Annotated in this window: 16 protein-coding genes and 3 rRNA genes; 3 read left to right on the forward strand and 16 right to left on the reverse strand. The window is 66.3% G+C overall.

What is annotated here, in order from left to right; genetic code table 11:
* Window positions 1-60 precede the first annotated feature (60 nt).
* The 12 genes from PGH47_RS06940 to PGH47_RS06995 form a co-directional block, all read right to left on the reverse strand.
* Window positions 61-723: a MerR family transcriptional regulator gene (locus PGH47_RS06940; RefSeq protein ID WP_107912199.1), complete on the reverse strand. Its 663-nt coding sequence runs from the start codon at window positions 721-723 to the stop codon at window positions 61-63.
* Window positions 724-988: 265 nt separating this feature from the next.
* Window positions 989-1462 carry a bifunctional nuclease family protein gene (locus tag PGH47_RS06945; protein ID WP_004002801.1) on the reverse strand — a complete coding sequence of 158 codons (474 nt, stop codon included), beginning with the start codon at window positions 1460-1462 and terminating at the stop codon, window positions 989-991.
* Window positions 1463-1547: 85 nt separating this feature from the next.
* Window positions 1548-2285: a transcriptional regulator FtsR gene (gene ftsR / locus PGH47_RS06950; protein ID WP_271662717.1), complete on the reverse strand. Its 738-nt coding sequence runs from the start codon at window positions 2283-2285 to the stop codon at window positions 1548-1550.
* A gap of 41 nt (window positions 2286-2326) precedes the next feature.
* The gene (locus tag PGH47_RS06955; RefSeq protein WP_229914867.1) at window positions 2327-3145 is read right to left on the reverse strand and encodes an FHA domain-containing protein; all 819 of its coding nucleotides are present in this window, start codon (window positions 3143-3145) and stop codon (window positions 2327-2329) included.
* A 148-nt stretch (window positions 3146-3293) separates the two neighbouring features.
* Window positions 3294-4154 (reverse strand): DUF881 domain-containing protein, encoded by an 861-nt coding sequence (locus tag PGH47_RS06960; protein WP_271662718.1) that lies wholly within the window; start codon window positions 4152-4154, stop codon window positions 3294-3296.
* Between the two features lie 5 nt (window positions 4155-4159).
* Window positions 4160-4492, reverse strand: a complete 333-nt coding sequence (locus PGH47_RS06965) for a small basic family protein (RefSeq protein ID WP_003988855.1) — start codon at window positions 4490-4492, stop codon at window positions 4160-4162.
* On the reverse strand, window positions 4489-5391 hold the full coding sequence (locus tag PGH47_RS06970; protein ID WP_376014753.1) for a DUF881 domain-containing protein: 903 nt from the start codon (window positions 5389-5391) through the stop codon (window positions 4489-4491). The genes PGH47_RS06965 and PGH47_RS06970 overlap by 4 nt, the downstream gene beginning before the upstream one ends.
* 109 nt (window positions 5392-5500) lie before the next feature.
* Window positions 5501-7996 carry a mannose-1-phosphate guanyltransferase gene (locus PGH47_RS06975; protein ID WP_107912201.1) on the reverse strand — a complete coding sequence of 832 codons (2496 nt, stop codon included), beginning with the start codon at window positions 7994-7996 and terminating at the stop codon, window positions 5501-5503.
* Between the two features lie 115 nt (window positions 7997-8111).
* Window positions 8112-8720, reverse strand: coding sequence for a CDP-alcohol phosphatidyltransferase family protein (locus tag PGH47_RS06980; protein WP_271662719.1), 609 nt, complete (start codon window positions 8718-8720; stop codon window positions 8112-8114).
* A gap of 109 nt (window positions 8721-8829) precedes the next feature.
* Window positions 8830-8946, reverse strand: a 5S ribosomal RNA gene (gene rrf / locus PGH47_RS06985).
* Between the two features lie 85 nt (window positions 8947-9031).
* Window positions 9032-12156, reverse strand: a 23S ribosomal RNA gene (locus PGH47_RS06990).
* Window positions 12157-12466: 310 nt separating this feature from the next.
* Window positions 12467-13992: ribosomal RNA gene (locus PGH47_RS06995) — 16S ribosomal RNA — on the reverse strand.
* The 16S, 23S and 5S rRNA genes sit together here, the layout of an rRNA operon.
* A gap of 551 nt (window positions 13993-14543) precedes the next feature.
* On the opposite strand from PGH47_RS06995, the gene PGH47_RS07000 reads away from it, so the two are divergent.
* On the forward strand, window positions 14544-14993 hold the full coding sequence (locus PGH47_RS07000) for a PTS sugar transporter subunit IIA (RefSeq protein ID WP_093745277.1): 450 nt from the start codon (window positions 14544-14546) through the stop codon (window positions 14991-14993).
* 82 nt (window positions 14994-15075) lie between these two features.
* Window positions 15076-16746, forward strand: coding sequence for a phosphoenolpyruvate--protein phosphotransferase (gene ptsP, locus PGH47_RS07005; protein ID WP_150504302.1), 1671 nt, complete (start codon window positions 15076-15078; stop codon window positions 16744-16746).
* A gap of 72 nt (window positions 16747-16818) precedes the next feature.
* On the opposite strand, the gene PGH47_RS07010 is transcribed toward ptsP, so the two are convergent.
* Both PGH47_RS07010 and PGH47_RS07015 read right to left on the reverse strand, forming a co-directional pair.
* Window positions 16819-17718, reverse strand: coding sequence for a hypothetical protein (locus tag PGH47_RS07010; RefSeq protein ID WP_271662720.1), 900 nt, complete (start codon window positions 17716-17718; stop codon window positions 16819-16821).
* Between the two features lie 183 nt (window positions 17719-17901).
* Window positions 17902-19869, reverse strand: coding sequence for an acetoacetate--CoA ligase (locus tag PGH47_RS07015; protein ID WP_271662721.1), 1968 nt, complete (start codon window positions 19867-19869; stop codon window positions 17902-17904).
* A gap of 215 nt (window positions 19870-20084) precedes the next feature.
* On the opposite strand from PGH47_RS07015, the gene PGH47_RS07020 reads away from it, so the two are divergent.
* Entirely contained in the window at window positions 20085-22463 is a 2379-nt protein-coding gene (locus PGH47_RS07020) for a glycoside hydrolase family 31 protein (RefSeq protein ID WP_271662722.1), read from the forward strand.
* On the opposite strand, the gene PGH47_RS07025 is transcribed toward PGH47_RS07020, so the two are convergent.
* Window positions 22454-22990 (reverse strand): NUDIX domain-containing protein, encoded by a 537-nt coding sequence (locus PGH47_RS07025; RefSeq protein ID WP_271662723.1) that lies wholly within the window; start codon window positions 22988-22990, stop codon window positions 22454-22456. The genes PGH47_RS07020 and PGH47_RS07025 overlap by 10 nt on opposite strands.
* Before the next feature lie 50 nt (window positions 22991-23040).
* Window positions 23041-23850, reverse strand: coding sequence for a M15 family metallopeptidase (locus PGH47_RS07030; RefSeq protein ID WP_271662724.1), 810 nt, complete (start codon window positions 23848-23850; stop codon window positions 23041-23043).
* Window positions 23851-23862: the final 12 nt, after the last annotated feature.

Below are 23862 nucleotides of genomic sequence, written 5' to 3' on the forward strand. Positions count from 1 at the left end.
TTGCAGCCACTGGCCACCGGCAAGGGCCGACAGCCCACCGGACGCAGGACCGAAGCCCGCTCAGACCGCCCGGTTACGCCGCCGAGCCAGCTCGTCCGCCGGATTGTGCCCGACAAGCGTCTCCCCGGTGTCGATCCGCTCCCCGTGCAGCTGCGACAACGCACTCTCGACGTCCCGCCACACCACACCCACGGCGATCCCGAAGATCCCCTGCCCGCCCTGGAGCAGCGCGTGCACCTCGTCCGGCGAGCTGCACTCGTACACGGTCGCGCCGTCGCTCATCAGCGTCATGCGCTCCAGGTCGCTGAAGCCCTGCTCCCGCAGGTGCTGCACGGCGGTGCGGATGTTCTGAAGCGATACACCGGTGTCGAGGAAGCGCTTGACGATCTTCAGGACGACGACGTCCCGGAAGCTGTACAACCGCTGCGTCCCGGACCCGTACGCGGGCCGCACGCTCGGCTCGACGAGCCCGGTGCGCGCCCAGTAGTCCAGTTGGCGGTATGTGATGCCGGCGGCCGCACATGCCGTCGGACCGCGGTAGCCGATCTCTTCCGACCCCATGGACGCCGCCCCTCCGCCGGTGCTCGGCACGGCCGTCGGCCGATGCGAAGCGTGATCGGCAGCACCGCCCTGAACAGCGCTGCTGTGAAGCGGGTACGGACCGCTCGCCCCGAGACTGCGCCCGGGAGCACCCCCAGCCGTACCGTCGCCGCTGCTTCTCACGCCGACCTCCGTCCTTGACCTGCCTTCTCGACGGTAGGCAGTCACCAGGGGTGCGTCAACGATCGCCACACTCGGCACGCCGAGTGATAATCACCCTAGGAGTGGTTTCCCGTACCCCACCGCGGGGAAAGGCTAGCCGAATGCCTTCCGAGCGGGCCCCGGGACGCTCTCGCTCGCCACTGGCAAATGCCGGCATTTGAGCTGTAACCGACTGTGGGCCGAGCCGACACGGACCGCAAGTCCGCCCGGCCCCGCCCACGCCGTCTCACTGGCTGCTGGTGCCGAAGTCCTCGGGCGAGATCTGGTCGAGGAACTCGCGGAACTTCTCCACCTCGTCCTCCTGCTCGTCCGGGATCGCGATGCCGGCGTCGTCGAGCACTCCGTCGCTGCCGTAGATCGGCGTTCCGGTGCGCAGGGCGAGCGCTATGGCATCGGACGGACGGGCGCTCACCTCGACGCCGCTGGCGAAGACCAGCTCGGCGTAGAAGACGCCCTCACGCAGATCCGTGATGCGTACTTCGGTGAGCTCCTGGCCGACGGCCTCCAGCACGTCCTTGAACAGGTCGTGGGTCAGCGGTCGCGCGGGGGCCATGCCCTGCTGGGCGAAGGCGATGGCCGTCGCCTCCCCAGGCCCGATCCAGATGGGGAGGTAGCGGTCGCCTCCCACTTCGCGCAGGAGCACGATCGGTTGGTTGGAGGGCATTTCGACCCGGACACCTACGACATCGAGCTCGTTCACACAGCAACCCTAGGCCGTGCTCGGGACGTTTGGGTAGTCGGGCAGAGAACGGGTGGCCGATCCGGCCTTCCTGTGCTTGCCCCGCTCAGGGCAGCCGTACCCCGAGAGCCGTCTGCACCAGCGCGGAGTGCAGCTTGACCGTGAGACCCGCCAGTTCCTTGGCGCGCGCCTCGGCGTGAGCCCTGGTCTGGGGGTTGCGGTGCCGCTTCAGCGGCGCCACGACCTGGTCCACGAGCCCGGCCTCACGATCGGCGGCGGCCTTCATCACCCGAAGATGCCGGGGCTCGATCCCGAACCGCCCCAGCTCGGCCACGAGCGCGGCCACGGTGACGGCCTCCGCGTCGTAGACCCCGTCCGGCAGCGGAGCGATCAGGCCGTACGACTCCCACTCCGCCAGCTCGCGCTCGTCGATCTCGGCGGCGGCCAGCAGCTCGGCCCGCCCGATCCGGGCCGCTGTGGGCCCCTCCACGGGCTCCAGGACCGTTTCGCCGTCCCGCTGGCGGCACACGGTCGGCAGCGGTGCCGCCTCTCCGCGCTCCATCGCGTCCAGGTGCTCCCGGATCACCTTGAGGGGCAGATAGTGGTCCCGCTGCATCCGCAGGACGTGACCGAGCCGCTCGACGTCCTGCGCGCTGAACTTGCGATACCCCGAGGGGGTTCGCTGCGGCTCGACGAGCCCTTCCGACTCCAGGAAACGGATTTTGGAGATGGTGATGTCAGGGAACTCGTCGCGCAGCACGTTCAGCACCGTGCCGATGCTCATCAGCCGACCGTCCGTGGCGGCGATGCCGTGGCCGGCACCGCCGCTCGGTGTTTTCAGCATGGACCTTCCCTGGGTCTCCCCGGACGGTCTCCGGGGGAGGGTCAGTAGCCCCGCTGGCTCGCGTAGAAGACCAGCCGGTACTTGCCGATCTGCACCTCGTCGCCGTTGTTCAGCGGGACCTGGTCGATCCGCTCGCGGTTGACGTACGTTCCGTTCAGGCTGCCGACGTCGGCCACCGTGAACGAGCCGTCCTGGGCGCGACGGAACTCCACGTGCCGACGCGAGACCGTCACGTCGTCCAGGAAGATGTCGCTCTGCGGGTGACGACCGGCCGTGGTCAGGTCGCCGTCCAGGAGGAAGCGGCTGCCGGAGTTCGGCCCACGGCGCACCACCAGAAGCGCGGAGCCCAGCGGCAGCGCGTCGACAGCGGCCTGTGCCTCGGGCGACAGCGCCGGGATCTGCGTCTGACCGGTGGTCTCGGCGTCGTAGGCCTCGATACCGGAGATGGAGATCGTGGAGGTCGTCTCGGACGGTCGCTCGGGCGTCGCGCCGCTTCGCAGCGGAGCACCGCAGTTGGAACAGAAGCGGCTGTTCTCCGCGTTGCGGTTACCGCACCTCGTACACACCAGGGCCGACATCGGGGAAAACCCTCCACCCGTACTTGAGGTTGACGGTTGCCCGAAACCTATGTCGCCGGACTGGCCAGGGTCAACTGACGGCGCGCCCTGACCTCCGGAAATGTCACCGCCCGGCCCAGGCACCTGATCCCTGAACAGCGGGCGCTGGCCCTCGTCGTCCCCCTGTGCGCGGTGACGAGCGGTCGCGTTGTCGCTGCCCTCTCGCGCGCTCTTGCCGAACAACTTCGCAAACAACTTCACGGGCGATTCCCCTTGACCGAAACAGACCCGCCCGTGGGGCAGGACGAACCCTGACTGCTCTCTCTGGCCGACTCAGACATCCTCACAACGTCCGTCTCCACCAGACAGTTTCCACCACGCACCACCCAATCGGTGCGCCGACCCCCCGCAACCTCATGCCCTCCCCCGATGTCCCCCATGCACCCCCGGTTCACTGGGAGGACGACCGAGCGTAGTCAGGCCGCTTCGCCGCTCGCAAGGCGTCCACAACGATCTTGTCCGACCGCTCGATCGTCACGGTGGCCTGCTCCTTCTCGAGGGTCTGCACCACGCCTCCAGGGATGTTGAGCGCCGGTTCGAGGTCCTGCGGCTTGCCGATGACCTTGAAACGATAGGGCGCGTTGATCTTGTTCCCGTCGACGCTCACGCTGTTGCCGGCATCGGTCAGGTAGGTCCCGGCGACGACGCGTACGCCGTTCACCTGGATCGCCTCCGCGCCGGCCGCGCGCAACTCCTGGATCGCGTCGAGCAGCATGTCCGCCTCGACCGTCCCCTTCGTGTCGTCGATGGTCATCGTGATGCCGGGTCCCTGAGCGGCCACCGTGCCCGCCAGAATGCCGAGTTGCCTCTCCTTCTCGACCGTCTGCCTGCGGGCCTCCTCGGCCTGGTTCGAACTGTTCTCCAGTTCGTCCCGCTGCTTCTCGAGACCTTGCTTCTCGTCCTCTAGACGCTGAGTACGGTCGTCCAGTTCATCGAGAATGCGAACGAGATCTTCCTGACGTGCGCCGCGCAGGGCGCTGTCGCTGTCACTGTTCGACGCCACCTGGACGGCCAGACCGAACCCGAGGCCGAACAGCAGCAGGGCGACGATGAGTTGGGCACGGGTCACACGGGGCGGCCACAGCCCCTGCGCGAGCCGCTGCCGACCGGTCAGCCCGGTTTGCCGGTTCCCCTGCTCCTCGGGCGTCTCCGGGCCCTCAGGGGCCTCGGGAGCCTCACCCGCACCAGCCGCCACCTCTTCGGGCAGCTCCTTGCGCAGCCTGTTCTCCGGGGTCTGTTCCTGGTTGCTCATCGGCCTCACGCCCGGAACACGTGCCGGCGAATGGCCGCGGCGTTGGAGAAGATCCGGATGCCGAGAACCACGACGACCCCCGTGGACAGCTGGGCACCGACGCCCAACTTGTCGCCCAGGAACACGATCAGCGCGGCCACGACCACGTTGGACAGGAACGACACGACGAAGACCTTGTCGTCGAAGATGCCGTCGAGCATGGCCCGCAGACCCCCGAAGACGGCGTCCAGAGCCGCCACGACGGCGATCGGCAGATAAGGCTCGACGACTGCCGGAACCTCCGGCCGGACCAACAATCCGGCCACGACTCCGACGACGAGGCCCAGTACGGCGATCACGATGTGCCCTTCTCGGTTTTCTCGGTGTTCGGCTGTGCTGTACGTACGATCACGCTCGGGGCGGCGGGCAGCCGCAGGTCTCCCTGCACGGAAATGCTGGTCCGGATGCCGAAGTTCTCCTGCAAGGCGTGCAGGTACAGCCCGTCGGCACTGTCCTGGAACCTGGTGCTCAGCCGTTCCCCGTCGCCCACCGCCAGCACCGTGTACGGCGGAACCAGTGGCTTGTTGTCGACCAGTATTGCGTCACCCGCTGCCCTGATCGCCGACAGGGCGGTCAGCCGCTGTCCGTTGATCGAGACGGCTTCCGCGCCCGACTCCCACAGCCCGTTGACCACCCGCTGCATGTCGCGGTCGCGCACGCGGCCGGTGTCGGAGAACCCGGACGACCCCCGCGCGTCGCCGTCGCCGTCCGTGCCCGCTTCCTTGGCGTCGTTCACGACCAGTTTCACGCCGGGGCCGTGCACCTCGACCGAGCCCGCGAGGATACCCACGAGCTCCGCCTGGTCGCCGCCGACCGTCTTCAGGGCTTCACGCTGCCGCGCGCTCACGTCGGCGCGCAGGTCGTCGACGGTCTCCTCCAGCTTGTCCGCCGTCGCCGTCTCCCGGTCGATGCGGTCGATCAGCTCCTCGCGCTCCTTGGCCACCACCGGAGCCGCCACGCGCGCCTGCGCCGCTCCCACCGTCACCACGAGCGCCGCGAGCACCAGACCGGCGGCGAGCCCCAGCTTCGCCCTCAGCGTCTTGGGCAGTCCCCCGTCACCCGCGGCCTTCTTGCGTGCGGCGGCCTCGGCGTATCCGTCATCGAGGCTGTGATCCATGACGTTGTTGAGCAGCGACATGGACGCGTCCGGGCGCGCAGGGGGCGTGGATGTGCTCCGAACGGGGGGCGGCTGCGGCATGCCGCACATCGTCGCACGTCGCGGCCGCTACCTCCGAATGGCCCCACCGGCATGCCGGACAGGCCCCCTTTCGGGGACACCTGTCCGGCACGCGCGTGTGCGTCTTGCCTTATCGGCCCGCGCTGTCCACGACCGCGGACCACTCGTCGAGCAGCTCCTGGGCGGACGCGTCGTCCGGCCCCTCGGCCCACAGATGGGTGACCGCCTCCGCCGGGTCCGGCAGCACCATCACCCACCGCCCGTCGGTCTCCACGACCCGCACTCCGTCGGTCGTGTCGACAAAGCGATCTCCGGCTTCCTCGACGACCCGCCGCATGACGAGCCCCTTGACGGCCCAGGGGGTCGCAAGATCGCGCTTGATGACATGCGCCCGCGGAATCCGCGCGTCGATCTGGCTCAGCGTGAGCTGCGTCCGCGCCACCAGCCCGATCAGCCGTACGAAGGCCGCCGTGCCGTCGAAGACGCTGCTGAACTCCGGGACGATGAACCCGCCCCTGCCGTCCCCGCCGAAGATCGTCGTGTCGTCACGGCCGACCCGGGTCAGGTCATCGGGCGAGGTCGTCGTCCACTCCACCTGAGTGCCGTGATACGCCGCCACCTGCTCGGCGATCCTCGTGGTGGTCACCGGCAGCGCCACACGCCCGCTGCGCCGCTCGGCGGCCACCAGGTCGAGCATGACCAGCAGGGCACGGTCGTCCTCGACGATCCGCCCCTTCTCGTCGACCAGCGAAAGCCGCTCGCCGACCGGGTCGAACCGCACTCCGAACGCGGCCCGCGCGGACGCCACGATCTCGCCGAGGCGCACCAGCCCCGACCGCCGCGTATCCGCCGACTCGGTGGGCCTGGACTCGTCGAGACCGGGGTTAATGGTCAGCGAATCCACACCCAGCTTGCCGAGCAGACTGGGCAGCACGAGCCCAGCGCTACCGTTCGACGCGTCGACGACGACCTTGAGCCCGGAATCCGCGATCCCCGTCGTGTCGACATTCCGCAGCAGCGACCCGGTGTACGAGTCGAACACGCTGGCCGGGAAGTGCAGGTCCCCGATCTCGCCAGGGAACGCACGCCGGTACTCCTGCCTGGCGAAGACCCGGTCCAGCTTCCGCTGACTGGCCTGGGACAGGTCCGCCCCCTGCCCGTCGAAGAACATGATGTCCACGGAGTCCGGCACACCAGGTGTCGTCCGGATCATGATCCCGCCGGCACTGCCCCGCGCGGTCTGCTGCCGTGCCACGGGCAGCGGTACGTTCTCCAGGTCTCGTACGTCGATGGCGCTGGCCTGAAGCGCGGAGATGACCGCCCGCTTGAGCGCCCGGGCACCACGGGAGTGGTCGCGGGCCGTGGTGACGGTGGAGCCCTTCTTCAGGGTTGTCGCATAGGCGCCGGCGAGACGCACGGCGAGTTCCGGCGTGATCTCGACGTTCAGGATTCCGGAGACGCCGCGTGCACCGAAGAGATGCGCCTGGCCTCTTGACTCCCAGATCACCGAGGTGTTGACGAAGGCGCCGGCCTCGATGGTCTTGAACGGATAGACCCGGACGTTGCCCTGAACAATCGATTCCTCACCGATCAGGCACTCGTCACCGATGACCGCGCCGTCCTCGATCCGGGCGGCACGCATGATGTCGGTGTTCTTTCCGACGACGCACCCACGCAGATTGCTGTGCTGCCCGACGTACACGTTGTCGTGCACGACAGCCTTGTGCAGGAAGGCACCGCTCTTCACGACCACGTTCGAGCCGACGACGGTGTGCTCCCGGATTTCCACACCGGCTTCGACCTTGGCGTAGTCACCGATGTACAGCGGTCCGCGGAGCTCGGCGTCGGGATGCACCTCGGCACCTTCCGCCACCCACACGCCCGGGGAGATCTCGAAGCCGTCGAGCTCGACGTCGACCTTGCCCTCCAGGACGTCGGCCTGCGCCTTCACATAGCTCTCGTGAGTGCCGACGTCCTCCCAGTAGCCCTCCGCGATATAGCCATAGATCGGCTTGCCTTCCTTCATCAGCTGCGGGAAGACATCACCGGACCAGTCCACGGGTACGTCGGCCTCGACGTAGTCGAAAACCTCTGGCTCCATCACGTAGATACCGGTGTTCACGGTGTCCGAGAAGACCTGGCCCCAGGTCGGCTTCTCGAGGAAGCGCTCGACCTTGCCTTCCTCGTCGACGATCGTGATACCGAATTCCAGCGGATTGGGCACCCGGGTCAGACAGACGGTGACGAGCGCGCCCTTTTCCTTGTGGAAGTTGATCAGCTCGGTGAGGTCGAAGTCGGTCAGGGCATCGCCGGAAATGACGAGGAAGGCATCGTCCTTCAACGCCTCTTCGGCGTTCTTGACGCTTCCGGCGGTACCGAGTGGCTTCTCCTCGTTGGCATAGGTGAGCTCCATTCCGAGCTCTTCACCGTCACCGAAATAGTTCTTGACCAGCGAAGCCAGGAACTGAACTGTCACGACGGTCTCATTCAGCCCATGCCTTTTGAGCAGCCTCAGAACGTGCTCCATGATCGGCCGGTTGGCCACCGGCAGGAGCGGCTTGGGCATGCTTGAGGTCATGGGGCGAAGGCGCGTGCCTTCGCCTCCGGCCATCACGACGGCCTTCATGTCGGAAGCGTCCTCCTCTAAGAGACGACGGTCTAGCCGACTTCACCCGTCCAGATTGTCCCGCACTTTTCCACCGCGGGCCATCGGGCCACTACGCCCGCTTCAATCCGCGAGTTCACTCGGCCATGGTGTCCGCTCGGACCAGGCGGCGGACCTGAACCACGTAGAGAACTCCTGCCCACCAGTACAGCGTTGTACCCCATCCGGCGAACGCCCATCCGAAAATAGCAGCGAGTGACGGGATCCATCCACTTCCGTCACTGAGCAACAGCAACGGGAAGGCATACATCAGGTTGAACGTAGCTGCCTTCCCAAGGAAGTTCACCTGCGGCGGCGGATACCCGTGACGCCTGAGGATGCCCACCATCACCAGCAGAACCAGCTCACGCGCCAGAAGTGCAGCGGTCAACCAGATGGGCAGAATCTCGCGCCACGTGAGACCGACCAAAGTCGAGAGAATGTAGAGCCGGTCGGCCGCCGGGTCGAGAAGCCGGCCAAGACTGCTGATCTGGTTCCAGCGCCGCGCGAGCTTGCCGTCCAGGTAGTCACTGACGCCGCTCAGAGCCAACACCAGAAGGGCCCAGCCGTCACTCTTCGGCCCGCCGAACTCAGGCCTCAGAATCAGCCACAGGAACAGCGGCACGCCAAGCAGCCGCGCCATGCTGAGGATGTTGGGGATGGTGAGGACCCGGTCTGTCTGGACACGGGTCTCCTGGACCTCCACCCGGGGGCCTCCTGTGGGAAACGTACCTACGATGCCCCCTGACCCTACCTCAACGCAAAAAAGCTCTGGCTCTTGGGCTGAGTACCCAAGAGCCAGAGCTCTAAAAGGAGTTCGGCGGCGTCCTACTCTCCCACAGGGTCCCCCCTGCAGTACCATCGGCGCTGTAAGGCTTAGCTTCCGGGTTCGGAATGTAACCGGGCGTTTCCCTCACGCTATAACCACCGAAACACTATGAAACTGTCAGCCGCACCGCATGTGGCCATACGGGGCTGTTCGTGGTTTCAGAACCAACACAGTGGACGCGAGCAACTGAGGACAAGCCCTCGGCCTATTAGTACCGGTCACCTCCACACGTTACCGTGCTTCCAGATCCGGCCTATCAACCCAGTCGTCTACTGGGAGCCTTACCCCATCAAGTGGGTGGGAATACTCATCTCGAAGCAGGCTTCCCGCTTAGATGCTTTCAGCGGTTATCCCTCCCGAACGTAGCCAACCAGCCATGCCCTTGGCAGAACAACTGGCACACCAGAGGTTCGTCCGTCCCGGTCCTCTCGTACTAGGGACAGCCCTTCTCAATATTCCTGCGCGCGCAGCGGATAGGGACCGAACTGTCTCACGACGTTCTAAACCCAGCTCGCGTACCGCTTTAATGGGCGAACAGCCCAACCCTTGGGACCGACTCCAGCCCCAGGATGCGACGAGCCGACATCGAGGTGCCAAACCATCCCGTCGATATGGACTCTTGGGGAAGATCAGCCTGTTATCCCCGGGGTACCTTTTATCCGTTGAGCGACGGCGCTTCCACAAGCCACCGCCGGATCACTAGTCCCGACTTTCGTCCCTGCTCGACCCGTCGGTCTCACAGTCAAGCTCCCTTGTGCACTTACACTCAACACCTGATTGCCAACCAGGCTGAGGGAACCTTTGGGCGCCTCCGTTACTCTTTAGGAGGCAACCGCCCCAGTTAAACTACCCATCAGACACTGTCCCTGATCCGGATCACGGACCCAGGTTAGACATCCAGCACGACCAGACTGGTATTTCAACGACGACTCCCCCTGAACTGGCGTCCAGAGTTCACAGTCTCCCAGCTATCCTACACAAGCCGAACCGAACACCAATATCAAACTGTAGTAAAGGTCCCGGGGTCTTTCCGTCCTGCTGCGCGAAACGAGCATCTTTACTCGTAGTGCAATTTCACCGGGCCTATGGTTGAGACAGTCGAGAAGTCGTTACGCCATTCGTGCAGGTCGGAACTTACCCGACAAGGAATTTCGCTACCTTAGGATGGTTATAGTTACCACCGCCGTTTACTGGCGCTTAAGTTCTCAGCTTCGCCCAGACGAATCTGAGCTAACCGGTCCCCTTAACGTTCCAGCACCGGGCAGGCGTCAGTCCGTATACATCGCCTTACGGCTTCGCACGGACCTGTGTTTTTAGTAAACAGTCGCTTCTCGCTGGTCTCTGCGGCCACCCCCAGCTCGGAGAGCAAGTCTCCTCACCAGACGTGGCCCCCCTTCTCCCGAAGTTACGGGGGCATTTTGCCGAGTTCCTTAACCATAGTTCACCCGAACGCCTCGGTATTCTCTACCTGACCACCTGAGTCGGTTTAGGGTACGGGCCGCCATGAAACTCGCTAGAGGCTTTTCTCGACAGCATAGGATCATCCACTTCACCACAATCGGCTCGGCATCAGGTCTCACCCTGTATGAGTGGCGGATTTGCCTACCACTCGGGCTACACCCTTACCCCGGGACAACCACCGCCCGGGATGGACTACCTTCCTGCGTCACCCCATCACTCACCTACTACCAGCTCGGGTCACCGGCTCCACCACTCCGACCTCGTCCGAAGACTCAGCCGGCGGCTTCACGGGCTTAGCATCACTGGATTCGATGTTTGACGCTTCACAGCGGGTACCGGAATATCAACCGGTTATCCATCGACTACGCCTGTCGGCCTCGCCTTAGGTCCCGACTTACCCTGGGCAGATCAGCTTGACCCAGGAACCCTTAGTCAATCGGCGCACACGTTTCTCACGTGTGAATCGCTACTCATGCCTGCATTCTCACTCGTGAACCGTCCACCACTGCCTTCCGGCGCGGCTTCACCCGGCACACGACGCTCCCCTACCCATCCATACGGGCGTTGGCCCTGTTGTATGAATGACACGACTTCGGCGGTACGCTTGAGCCCCGCTACATTGTCGGCGCGGAATCACTAGACCAGTGAGCTATTACGCACTCTTTCAAGGGTGGCTGCTTCTAAGCCAACCTCCTGGTTGTCTCTGCGACTCCACATCCTTTCCCACTTAGCGTACGCTTAGGGGCCTTAGTCGATGCTCTGGGCTGTTTCCCTCTCGACCATGGAGCTTATCCCCCACAGTCTCACTGCCGCGCTCTCACTTACCGGCATTCGGAGTTTGGCTAAGGTCAGTAACCCGGTAGGGCCCATCGCCTATCCAGTGCTCTACCTCCGGCAAGAAACACACGACGCTGCACCTAAATGCATTTCGGGGAGAACCAGCTATCACGGAGTTTGATTGGCCTTTCACCCCTAACCACAGGTCATCCCCCAGGTTTTCAACCCTGGTGGGTTCGGTCCTCCACGAAGTCTTACCTCCGCTTCAACCTGCCCATGGCTAGATCACTCCGCTTCGGGTCTTGAGCGCGCTACTATACCGCCCTATTCGGACTCGCTTTCGCTACGGCTTCCCCACACGGGTTAACCTCGCAACACACCGCAAACTCGCAGGCTCATTCTTCAAAAGGCACGCAGTCACGAGACATCAAGTAAACTTGACGTCCGACGCTCCCACGGCTTGTAGGCACACGGTTTCAGGTACTATTTCACTCCCCTCCCGGGGTACTTTTCACCATTCCCTCACGGTACTATCCGCTATCGGTCACCAGGGAATATTTAGGCTTAGCGGGTGGTCCCGCCAGATTCACACGGGATTTCTCGGGCCCCGTGCTACTTGGGTGTCTCTCAAACGAGCCGCTGACGTTTCGACTACGGGGGTCTTACCCTCTACGCCGGACCTTTCGCATGTCCTTCGCCTACATCAACGGTTTCTGACTCGTCTCACAGCCGGCAGACTGTAAAAGAGAGATCCCACAACCCCGCATACGCAACCCCTGCCGGGTCTCACACGTATACGGTTTGGCCTCATCCAGTTTCGCTCGCCACTACTCCCGGAATCACGGTTGTTTTCTCTTCCTGCGGGTACTGAGATGTTTCACTTCCCCGCGTTCCCTCCACTTGCCCTATGTGTTCAGACAAGGGTGACAGCCCATGACGACTGCCGGGTTTCCCCATTCGGAAACCCCCGGATCAAAGCCTGGTTGACGACTCCCCGGGGACTATCGTGGCCTCCCACGTCCTTCATCGGTTCCTGGTGCCAAGGCATCCACCGTGCGCCCTTAAAAACTTGGCCACAGATGCTCGCGTCCACTGTGCAGTTCTCAAACAACGACCAGCCACCCATCACCCCGCACCGAAGCACGAGTTCACTGGGGCCGGCACCTGAAGGCAGCCTGACCGGCCGTACCTTCAGATACCCAACAGCGTGCCCGGCACGATCAGTTGACCAGATCAGCGTTCCACGCCCCGAGGGGCAGTACTAGCGCCTGATCCATCCTGGATCGTGCCGAATAATCAACGTTCCACCCATGAGCAACCAGCATCAGACATTCGCTGATGTACTGGCCTCTGACCAACCGGAGTTGGTGAGAAGTGCTCCTTAGAAAGGAGGTGATCCAGCCGCACCTTCCGGTACGGCTACCTTGTTACGACTTCGTCCCAATCGCCAGTCCCACCTTCGACAGCTCCCTCCCACAAGGGGTTGGGCCACCGGCTTCGGGTGTTACCGACTTTCGTGACGTGACGGGCGGTGTGTACAAGGCCCGGGAACGTATTCACCGCAGCAATGCTGATCTGCGATTACTAGCAACTCCGACTTCATGGGGTCGAGTTGCAGACCCCAATCCGAACTGAGACAGGCTTTTTGAGATTCGCTCCACCTCACGGTATCGCAGCTCATTGTACCTGCCATTGTAGCACGTGTGCAGCCCAAGACATAAGGGGCATGATGACTTGACGTCGTCCCCACCTTCCTCCGAGTTGACCCCGGCGGTCTCCTGTGAGTCCCCATCACCCCGAAGGGCATGCTGGCAACACAGAACAAGGGTTGCGCTCGTTGCGGGACTTAACCCAACATCTCACGACACGAGCTGACGACAGCCATGCACCACCTGTACACCGACCACAAGGGGGCGCCTGTCTCCAGACGTTTCCGGTGTATGTCAAGCCTTGGTAAGGTTCTTCGCGTTGCGTCGAATTAAGCCACATGCTCCGCTGCTTGTGCGGGCCCCCGTCAATTCCTTTGAGTTTTAGCCTTGCGGCCGTACTCCCCAGGCGGGGAACTTAATGCGTTAGCTGCGGCACCGACGACGTGGAATGTCGCCAACACCTAGTTCCCACCGTTTACGGCGTGGACTACCAGGGTATCTAATCCTGTTCGCTCCCCACGCTTTCGCTCCTCAGCGTCAGTAATGGCCCAGAGATCCGCCTTCGCCACCGGTGTTCCTCCTGATATCTGCGCATTTCACCGCTACACCAGGAATTCCGATCTCCCCTACCACACTCTAGCTAGCCCGTATCGAATGCAGACCCGGGGTTAAGCCCCGGGCTTTCACACCCGACGTGACAAGCCGCCTACGAGCTCTTTACGCCCAATAATTCCGGACAACGCTTGCGCCCTACGTATTACCGCGGCTGCTGGCACGTAGTTAGCCGGCGCTTCTTCTGCAGGTACCGTCACTTTCGCTTCTTCCCTGCTGAAAGAGGTTTACAACCCGAAGGCCGTCATCCCTCACGCGGCGTCGCTGCATCAGGCTTTCGCCCATTGTGCAATATTCCCCACTGCTGCCTCCCGTAGGAGTCTGGGCCGTGTCTCAGTCCCAGTGTGGCCGGTCGCCCTCTCAGGCCGGCTACCCGTCGTCGCCTTGGTGAGCCATTACCTCACCAACAAGCTGATAGGCCGCGGGCTCATCCTTCACCGCCGGAGCTTTTAACCCCCGTCCAGGAGGACAGGAGTGTTATCCGGTATTAGACCCCGTTTCCAGGGCTTGTCCCAGAGTGAAGGGCAGATTGCCCACGTGTTACTCACCCGTTCGCCACTAATCCCCACCGAAGTGGTTCATCGTTCGACTTGCATGTGTTAAGCACGCCGCCAGCGTTCGTCCTGAGCCAGGATCAAACTCTCCGTGAATGTTTACCGGTAATCCGGTGCACACACACGAGAGCGGAACCAGGAGAGGAATAATCTCCCGGTTCACAGCGTCCTCGCTGTGTTATTTCAAAGGAACCTCGCCCCAACCGAACGGTCGGAGACGGGGTATCAACATATCTGGCGTTGATTTTTGGCACGCTGTTGAGTTCTCAAGGAACGGACGCTTCCTTTGTACTCACCCTCTCGGGCTTTCCTCCGGGCGCTTCCCTTCGGTGTTCCAAACTCTATCAGTGTTTTTCCGGCCCTCTGACCACCGTCCTGCGGGCATGCAGAAGGCGACCCCGAGATAGGATCTGACAAGTTTGGGTGCTGCCAGGCAAGAACGCTTAGCTGCGTCGCTCGGCCCCAGGCAGGAGTACGACTGTACACGTGGCCGTGGAGCGCGTGCAAATCGATTTGCGGTATGGTCTAGACCACTCTGGAGTGCCCGCACGGAACCGGCACTTCATGTGACATACCCTGCTGAACAGTGTGCCGTCCGGCACAGGCAGCGACGGCCCATAACGATCTCCACCCCTGGGAGGTTTCCCATGACCACCGTGACGTCCCCACTTGCAGGACGCGCCGTCGGACTTGCGTCCGTACCGGATCCCGTCTTCTCCGGCGCCATGGTCGGCCCGGGCACCGCGATCGACCCCGTGCGTGAGCCCTCCGAGGCCGTCTCGCCCGTGGACGGGGTCATCGTCTCTCTCCACCCCCATGCCTTCGTCGTCGTGGACGACCAGGGTCATGGGGTCCTCACCCACCTCGGTATCGACACCGTGCAGCTCAACGGCGAGGGCTTCGAGCTGCTCGTGAACAAGGGCGACACCGTTACCCGCGGCCAGAGCATCGTGCGCTGGGACCCGGCGGCCGTCGAGGCGGCCGGCAAGTCCCCTGTGTGCCCGATCGTCGCCCTCGAGGCCACGGCCGAGGCTCTCTCCGATCTGCGCGACAGCGGCGATGTGAAGGCCGGCGACAGTCTCTTCACCTGGAAGTGACTTCGATGCCGTCTCATGACGGCGAGTAGGGACCACAACCACCGCGGCGGCGGGACCCGCCGCACTATCGGAGACGGGTGAGATGGAGACAACGCTGCGAGGCGTCGGCGTGAGCCACGGTGTGGCCATCGGCGAGGTTCGGCACATGGGAACGGCGGTCCTGGAACCGCCTGCCAAGCAGATTCCGGCCGAGGACGCGGAGCGTGAACAGGGGCGCGCCCGCAAGGCGGTGGAGGCTGTGGCAGCCGACCTGATGGCGCGCGGCAACCTGGCGGGGGGCGAAGCCCAGGCGGTGCTCGAGGCGCAGGCCATGATGGCCCAGGATCCCGAGCTGATGGCGGACGTGGACCGGCGAATCGCCGTCGGAAGCACGGCCGAGCGGGCTGTGTACGACGCCTTCGCCGCGTACCGCGAGCTGCTGGCCGGTGCCGGTGAGTACCTTGCCGGTCGCGTGGCCGACCTCGACGACGTGCGGAATCGTATCGTCGCCCGGCTGCTCGGGGTTCCGATGCCGGGTGTTCCGGACAGCGACGAGCCCTATGTCCTGGTGGCGCGCGACCTCGCGCCGGCGGACACGGCGCTACTGGACCCCACTCTCGTTCTCGGCTTTGTCACCGAGGAGGGCGGGCCCACCAGTCACAGCGCGATCCTGGCGCGGGCGCTCGGGGTGCCGGCCGTGGTCGCGCTGCCGGGTGCCGGTGAGCTCGCCGAGGGCACGGTCATCGCGGTCGACGGCAGCACCGGCGACATCTTCGTGAACCCGAGCGCCGAGAAGAAGGCGGAGCTCGAGGCGGCGGCCGCCGCGCGCAAGGCCGCGCTCGCCGCGTCGACGGGGCCGGGTGCCACCGCCGACGGTCACAAGGTGCCGCTCCTGGCCAACGTCGGCGGTCCGGCGGACGTACCGGCTGCCGTCGAGGCGGGTGCCGAGGGCGTCGGTCTGTTCCGTACCGAGTTCCTCTTCCTCGACGACAGCAAGAAGGCGCCGTCGGAGGAGAAGCAGGTCGAGGCCTATCGGCAGGTTCTCGAGGCCTTCCCCGAGGGCCGGGTCGTCGTCCGTGTCCTGGACGCGGGTGCGGACAAGCCGCTGGACTTCCTGACGCCGGCCGACGAGCCGAACCCCGCGCTGGGCGTGCGTGGTCTGCGGACCCTACTGGACCACCCGGACGTGCTGCGGACCCAGCTCACCGCGCTCGCCAAGGCGGCGGAGGGGCTGCCCGTCTACCTCGAGGTCATGGCCCCGATGGTGGCGGACCGTTCCGACGCCAAGGCGTTCGCGGACGCGTGCCGTGACGCCGGACTGCGGGCGAAGTTCGGGGCGATGGTGGAGATCCCCTCCGCCGCGCTGCGGGCGCGCTCGGTCCTTCAGGAGGTCGAGTTCCTGTCCTTGGGGACCAACGACCTCGCGCAGTACACGTTCGCCGCGGACCGTCAGGTGGGTGCGGTATCCCGCCTTCAGGACCCGTGGCAGCCCGCGCTGCTCGACCTGGTCGCGCTGTCCGCGGAGGCGGCGAAGGCGGAGGGCAAGAGCTGTGGTGTCTGCGGTGAGGCCGCGTCCGACCCGCTGCTGGCCTGTGTGCTGACCGGTCTGGGTGTCACCTCCTTGTCCATGGGCTCGGCGTCCATTCCTTACGTCCGTGCGACGCTGGCGAAGTACACGCTGGCGCAGTGTGAGCGCGCGGCTGCCGCAGCGCGCGCGGCGGACAGCGCCGAAGAGGCGCGCAGCGCCGCTCAGGCGGTGCTGTCGGGCGAATAGTCCGGGTCAGTACGGCTGCATGTTGGTTGTGCGGGGCGCTCCACCTTCGGGTGGGGCGCCCCTTTCCATGTCTCAGTGGTGATGTCCGAGCGGTGTCTGGTCGCTCCCGCCGCCGAGGTCCGGGGGCACGCAGTAGTCGACGCCTGATTCCGGTGAGATGAGGTCGCCCGATTCGACGTCCGTGCAGTAGGCGTCGAAGACCTCGCCCGCGGTGAGGGGCTCCAGTCGGTCTCCGCGCAGGCGCCATCCGTAGATGCGGTCGGTCGTGCCTGGCGCGCTGGTCCGCATCACGAGTCCGCCGGGGCTGTGGGTGGCGAGGCCCAGGGCGAGAACGGTGGTGAACTCCAGGGCTTCGGCCTCGTCGAGGTGTGTGGCGCCCTCGTCGTCCTCGTCGGCGTGCAGGACGGACAGGAGCGTTTCCGGGGTTCCGGTGACGCTGCACACGAGGTGCCGGCTGCCCGGCGGGGCCGTGTCGAGGATGCGTACGACGAGGTCGGAGGCGCGTGTGAAGGCGGCACGGCCGATGTCCTCGCCGCACGTGGCGCAGGTGCCGAGGCGTGCCAGGAGGATGGACGCGTACTCCCAGGTGGCCTGTCGGACGGCTTCGTCGACGAGGGCCGGCACGACGTCCGACAGCGGCCGGCCGTCGTACGGGACCGTGGGTCCGGTCGTCGCGAGTTCGGCGGTGAAGCGTGTGCGGCTCGACGCAGCGTCGGGGTCGAGGCCGGCGTCGGCGCAGAACTCGGCGTACTCCTGCGGGTCGAAGAGGGCGATCGTCGTATGGCCGCCCTGGGAGGCCCTGGTCCTGAGGAGGGCCTCCATCTGTTCCAGGTAGATCTTGTGGTCGTCGAAGGTGAAGCTGCGGTAGCGCCGCATGGCTCGGAAGTCGTGCTCGTCGGTCAGCAGGCCGATCGTGCCGGCGATCTCGCGGCGCAGGACGCGTCGCATCGTCTGGTGGTCGGTGTGCGCCATGTTTCCCCCTGATACGCAGTCGATCAATGCTCACTCACAGTAACCGGCGGCACTGACAACGGGGCGCGGGGAAGTGCGAGGAGAGCTGGGGTGCTCGTATTTGCGCAGGCCGGAGGGGGTTTCGGTGTGGGCGGCCTCGGACTCCGCGGGGTGCGGTGGGTCCGAGGCCGGGTGTCGGTTCGGTCAGGCGCGCTTGCGGGCGAGTTCCTCGTAGAAGTGGAGGAGGTCGAGTTTGTCGATGGAGCCGGGGTTGACCGCCTTGTCCAGGGGGGTGCCCTGGAGGAGGCGCTTGACCGGGACCTCGATGCGCTTGCCCGTGAGGGTGTGAGGGACGCCGGGGACCTCGATGACCTCGTCGGGGACGTGGCGCGGCGAGAGCTGTTCGCGGATGGTCTGCTTGATGCGCTTCAGGAGCGCCTCGTCGAGCGAGGCGCCCGGAACCAGGTGTACGAACAGGGGCATCCAGTAGCCGCCGTCAGGCTGTTCGATGCCGATGACGAGGGATTCCTTGATCTCGGGGAGGCGCTCCACGGCTTCGTAGATGTCGGCGGACCCCATGCGGACGCCCTGGCGGTTGAGCGTGGAGTCGGAGCGACCGTGGATGACGACGGAGCCGCGTGAGGTGATGGTGATCCAGTCACCGTGGCGCCAGACGCCCGGGTAGGTGTCGAAGTAGCTGTCGTGGTACCGGCTGCCGTCGGGGTCGTTCCAGAAGTGGATCGGCATGGAGGGCATGGGGTTGGTGACCACGAGCTCGCCCACCTCGTCGATGAGGGGCTTGCCGCTGGGGTCCCAGGACTGGAGGTCGGTGCCGAGGCCGGCGGCCTGGAGCTCACCGATGTGTACGGGCAGGGTGGGGACGGCTCCCGCGAAGCAGGAGCACACGTCCGTGCCGCCGCTGACGGAGGCGATCCAGAGGTCGTCGCGGACTTCGTCGTGCAGCCAGCGGAAGCCGTCGGGCGGCAGTGGTGAGCCGGTGGTGGCGACGCATTGCACCTTGGAGAGGTCGAAGTCGCGTCCCGGGTGCACGTCGGCCTTGCGGCAGGCCATGACGTAGGCCGCCGAGGTGCCGTAGAGGGTGGCTCCCGTGCGTTCGGCGATGCGCCACTGGGCGCCGGTGTCGGGATAGCCGGGGCTGCCGTCGTAGAGGACGATCGTGGTGCCGGTGAGCAGGCCGGAGACGAGGAAGTTCCACATCATCCAGCCGGTCGAGGTGTACCAGAAGAAACGGTCCTCGGGGCCCAGGTCGCAGTGCAGGCCGAGTTGTTTGAGGTGCTCTACGAGGATGCCGCCCTGGGACTGGACGATGGCTTTGGGGAGGCCGGTCGTGCCGGAGGAGTAGAGCACCCAGAGGGGGTGGTCGAAGGGGACCTGTTCGAAGACGGGTTCCTCGTCGGCGGCTGTGAGGGCCGACCATTCCAGGGCGCCCTCGGGAGCCTCGGTGCCGAGGATCGGAATGTGCACGACCGCTCGCAGGGTCGGCAGTTCCCGGCGGAGTTCGGCGACGGTCTCGCGGCGGTCGTGTTCCTTGCCGCCGTAGCGGTAGCCGTCGACGGTGAACAGCACGACCGGTTCGACCTGCTGGAAGCGGTCGAGGACGCTGCGGGCGCCGAAGTCGGGGGCGCAGGAGGTCCATACGCCGCCGACGGCGGCCGTGGCGAGGAGGGCGACCACTGCCTGCGGGACGTTGGGGAGGTAGCCGCTGACGCGGTCTCCGGGGCGTACGCCGAGGGCGCGCAGCTCGGCGGCCAGGGAGCCGACCTGGCGGCGCAGATCGGACCAGGTGACCGGGCGGGGCTCGTGGGATTCGTCGACGTGCAGGAGTGCGGGTTCGTCCGCGCGGGTCGCTGCCGCGCGCAGTGCGTGCTCGGCGTAGTTGAGGGTCGCGCCGGGGAACCACTGGGCGCCGGGCATCGAGCGGTCGCCGAGCACGCGCGCGTAGGGGGTGGAGAAGCGTACGTCGAACCATTCCGTGACGGCTTTCCAGAAAGTTTCCAGTTCGTCGACCGACCAGCGGTGCAGCGCCGCGTAGCCGCCCTCGGCGGGGGCGCCGTGGTTCTCGGCGGCCCAGGCCTGGAACTGGGTGACCTGTGCTCGGGCGATGCGCTGCGGGTCTGGCTGCCACAGCGGCTGGGGGTTCACGATCGACATGGAGCGGCTCCCGGGAAACTGTGCGCGTCGTGTGCGTCCTCCACGCACGGCGGGGGTGTGCGCGTGACGCGGATGACACGGACGATGCCATGTGATCGACTTCTGCACCAGGGTCCGCCCCACATAGTCCGTGTCGTGAAGATGTGGTCCCGTCACAGGTGAACGGCAGTTGAACGGCGCACGCGTGTGGGGCGGCGAATGGCAGGCTGAGCAGCATGGACGGTCGTGACCTGGTGCGTTCGATGAAGGTGGTCGGTTCTGTGGGGGCGGCCCAGGGGTTGCGTACCGTACGAGCGGCGTGGCGCAGGAAGCGCGCGGACGCCGTGGGGCTGCCGCCCCGGGGTGCCGAGCGCGCCCGTGTGCCCGGGCCCGTCCAGGACGTGCGGCCCGGTCCGGGCGGCGGTGTGATCCGGTTCAGCCGGTCCGAGCTGCAAGTGACCGTGACGGTGAACGGGGCTGTCTTCTGGGGCTGGGACGGGTCGGCTCCGGAGCCGTCGTACGCGCTGGCGGGTCGGCGTCCGGAACCGGATCCCCGGGCGGTCCTGGAGCCCGACAAGGACGGTGGCTGGCGGGTCGTGGCGGAGCGGGTGACGGTGGTCATCTCGCGGCACGGCGCCGTGGAGGTGCAGACGCCGGGTGGTGTGACGCTGCGCCGCGATCTGCCGCCGCGCTGGTGGGAGCCCGTGGCGGGTGGGTCGGCGCGCTGGATGCAGCGCTCCGAGGTGGCGGCGGACGCGCGGTTCTTCGGGCTCGGGGGGCGGGCCTCGGGACCTCGGCTCAGGGATGGCACGTACTCGCTGTGGAACACCGATCCCGGGCGTTCGTTCGGTCCCGGTGACGACCCGCTGTACATCACCATGCCGGTGCAGCTGGTCGTGGCCGACGCCGCCACGCATCTGGTGTTCCACGACACCTCGTGGGACGGCACCGTGACGCTGCGGGAGGGCGAGGAGGGCGCCGGTTCCGGGCATGACCGGGCGGGGACCAGCGAGCTGCGGATGGACGGCGGTCCCCTGCGGTGCTGGGTGATGGTGGGCACTCCCGCGCGCGTGCTGCTCGTGTGGGCCTCCCTGACCGGCCCGGCGGTGCTGCCGCCCGCGTGGGCGCTGGGGCACCATCACGCGCGGTGGGGATTCGGCAGCGAGCAGGAGGTGCGGCGGATCGTTGCGGGCTACCAGGAGCGGGATCTGCCGCTGGACGCGGTCCATCTGGACATCGACCACTACGACGAGCACCAGGTGTTCACCGTCGACCATGAGGGCTTTCCCAAGCTGCCCCAGCTCGCCGAGGACTTGCGGCGGGACGGGATCCGTCTGGTGTCGATCGTGGACCCGGCGGTCAAGGCCGAGCCGGGCAACGCCGTGTACGACAGCGGGACAGCCCTGGACGTGTTCGTGCGGGACGCCTCGGGCGAGGTCGCGCAAGGTGTGGCGTGGCCCGGGGATGCGGTCTTCCCCGACTTCACGCACGCGCGCGTGCGGCAGTGGTGGGGCGGGCTGTACGAGGAGCGGCTGGCTCAGGGGTTCGCGGGTTTCTGGCATGACATGAACGAGCCGACTTCGTTCACCGCGTTCGGGGAGTCGACGCTGGCGCGTTCGGCCAGGCACTCCCTGGAGGGGCGGGGCGGTGACCACCGGGAGGCGCACAACGTCTATGGCCTGTGCATGGCCAGGGCGGGCTACGAGGGGCTGCGTGAACTGGCTCCCGGGGAGCGCCCCTTCGTCTTCTCGCGCTCCGGCTGGGCCGGCATGCAGCGCTACGGCGGCAGCTGGTCCGGGGACGTGGCCACGGGCTGGCCCGGGCTGCGGGCATCCCTGTCGCTGGTCTTGGGGCTCGGGTTGTGCGGGGTGCCGTATTCGGGGCCGGACGTGGGCGGGTTCGACGGGAGTCCGTCGCCGGAGCTGTATCTGCGGTGGTTCCAGTTGGCGGCGTATCTGCCGCTGTTCCGTACGCACGCGAGTCTGCGGGCGGGCCGCAGGGAGCCGTGGGAGTTCGGCCCCGAGATTCTGGAGCACGCGCGCGTGGCGCTCGTCGAGCGTCGGAGGCTGCTGCCGTACTTCATGACGCTGGCGCATCTGGCCCGGCGCACGGGGGCGCCCTATGTGCGTCCCGTGTGGTGGTCGGCGCCCGAGGACCGCATGCTGCGCGGCTGCGAGGATGCGTTTCTGCTCGGCGACGATCTGTTGGTGGCGCCGGTGCTGGATCCGGGGGCGGTCCGGCGTGCCGTCCAGTTGCCGCGGGGACGTTGGTACGACACGGCGACAGGACGGGCGTACAGAGGCCCAGGTCAGGTTCTGGTCGACGCGCCCATGTCACGGATCCCGGTGCTCGCGCGCTCGGGCGCCGTCGTCCCCGTGCGTGGGGACGACGGCGGGCTGGAACTGGAGGTGTGGGCGCCCGCCCGCGGACGGGCCGGGGGCGGGCTGGTGGTGCCGGACGCGGGTGACGGCTGGGACGAGCCGGAGATCGAGCGCTACGTCACCCGCTGGGACGGCGACCGTGTGGTCGTCGAGCTGGAGCACGAGGACGGCATGATCCCGTCACCCCGTCCGGTGCGTGTACGCGGGCCCGGCGAGGGTGCGGCTCAGATGTAGCGGCCCTCGAAGAAGGCCCGTACGGCCAGCGTGTGCAGTGGGAAGGCGAGCTCCTCCGGCCTGCGCAGGAGGTGCCAGCCCTCGGTCTCGTCCGTGGCGGCCGACGCCGGCAGACGGTCGGCGGGCCGCTCCGGGAGGAGGCCGAACAGCAGCAGGTGGCCGTCCGGAGAGCTCATCGCGTCGACGAGGCGTACGTCGCGGCCGGCCGCGTCGATGCCGGTCTCCTCGCCGAGTTCGCGGACGACGGCGTGCCGCCAGTCCTCGCGGTCGTCGATGTAGCCGCCCGGCAGGGCGATGCCCCCGCGCGCGGGAGCGATGGTGCGGGTGACGACGACCAGGGCGGTGCCCTGCGTGTCGTACACGGGCTGGAGGGCGATGGCCACCGGCAGCGGGTTGCGGTAGGCCACGGCGCCGCACACCGGGCAGGTGCGCGGCCAGCCGGAGACGCCCTCTCCGTAGGGCGCGCCGCAGGTCGAACAGTGGGAGTCCGCTGCGGAGTTGGGAACGGAGGCTTGAGTTTCGGACACGCGGCGGACTGTATCCGATGGGCGGAAGGGCGTCTTCCGGGGGCCGGTCACTAGTGCGTCGTGAGGGATTTCGAGGACACGGGGAAGTCGAAGTAGGTGTCCGGGTAGAGCTCCGGCTTGTACGTGTAGTGCCACCACTCCTCGGCGAGGTTCACGAATCCGAGGGCCTCCAGGGTGCTTTTGAGGAGCAGCCGGTTGGCGCGCTGTTCGCCCTGGATGCGCGGGTCGAGGGTGTGGGAGAGGGTGTCGAAGCAGTCGAATCCGGTGCCCATGTCGACGGAGTTGTCCGGGAACCGCTCGGCCTTGGGTGCGTAGCAGGGCACCAGGGGCTCGCCGGGTAGGTACGGCCGGGTCGGCCTGGCCGGCAGCCTGACGATGGTGAGGTCCATGGTGGAGCCGCGGCTGTGGCCGGACTTCTCCGCGATGTAGCCGTCGAGGAACAGCCGGGTCTTGTCGACGTCCGGGTAGAACTCGCCCTTCATGGTCTGGTCGTCGAGGTCCTCGGCCCAGCGCACGAAGTGGTCCACGGCGCGCTGCGGGCGGTAGCAGTCGTACACCTTGAGCGAGTAGCCCTGACGCAGGAGTCGCAGCTGGGCCTGGTGGAGCGCTTGGGCTGCGGGCCGGGTGAGGATGCACAGGGGCTGCCGGTAGCCGTCGATGCGTTCGCCGACGAAGTTGTGCGGGGTGAAGTACCGCATCTCCTGGATGATTGTCGGGTCCACGGTTCTCAGCGCCACGAAATCCTTCGGGGCCTTGTCGTTCGCGGGCTTCGCCTGGGCGGTCGCGGGTGCGGCGGTTACGGCGAGGAGCGTGGCGAGTGTGACGGTCAGTCGCCTCGCCAAGGTCGAGAGTCGTGTCATGTCTCCTGCATC

The organism is Streptomyces sp. HUAS 31 (assembly GCF_028198125.1).
GTDB classification, from domain to species: Bacteria; Actinomycetota; Actinomycetes; order Streptomycetales; family Streptomycetaceae; genus Streptomyces; species Streptomyces chartreusis.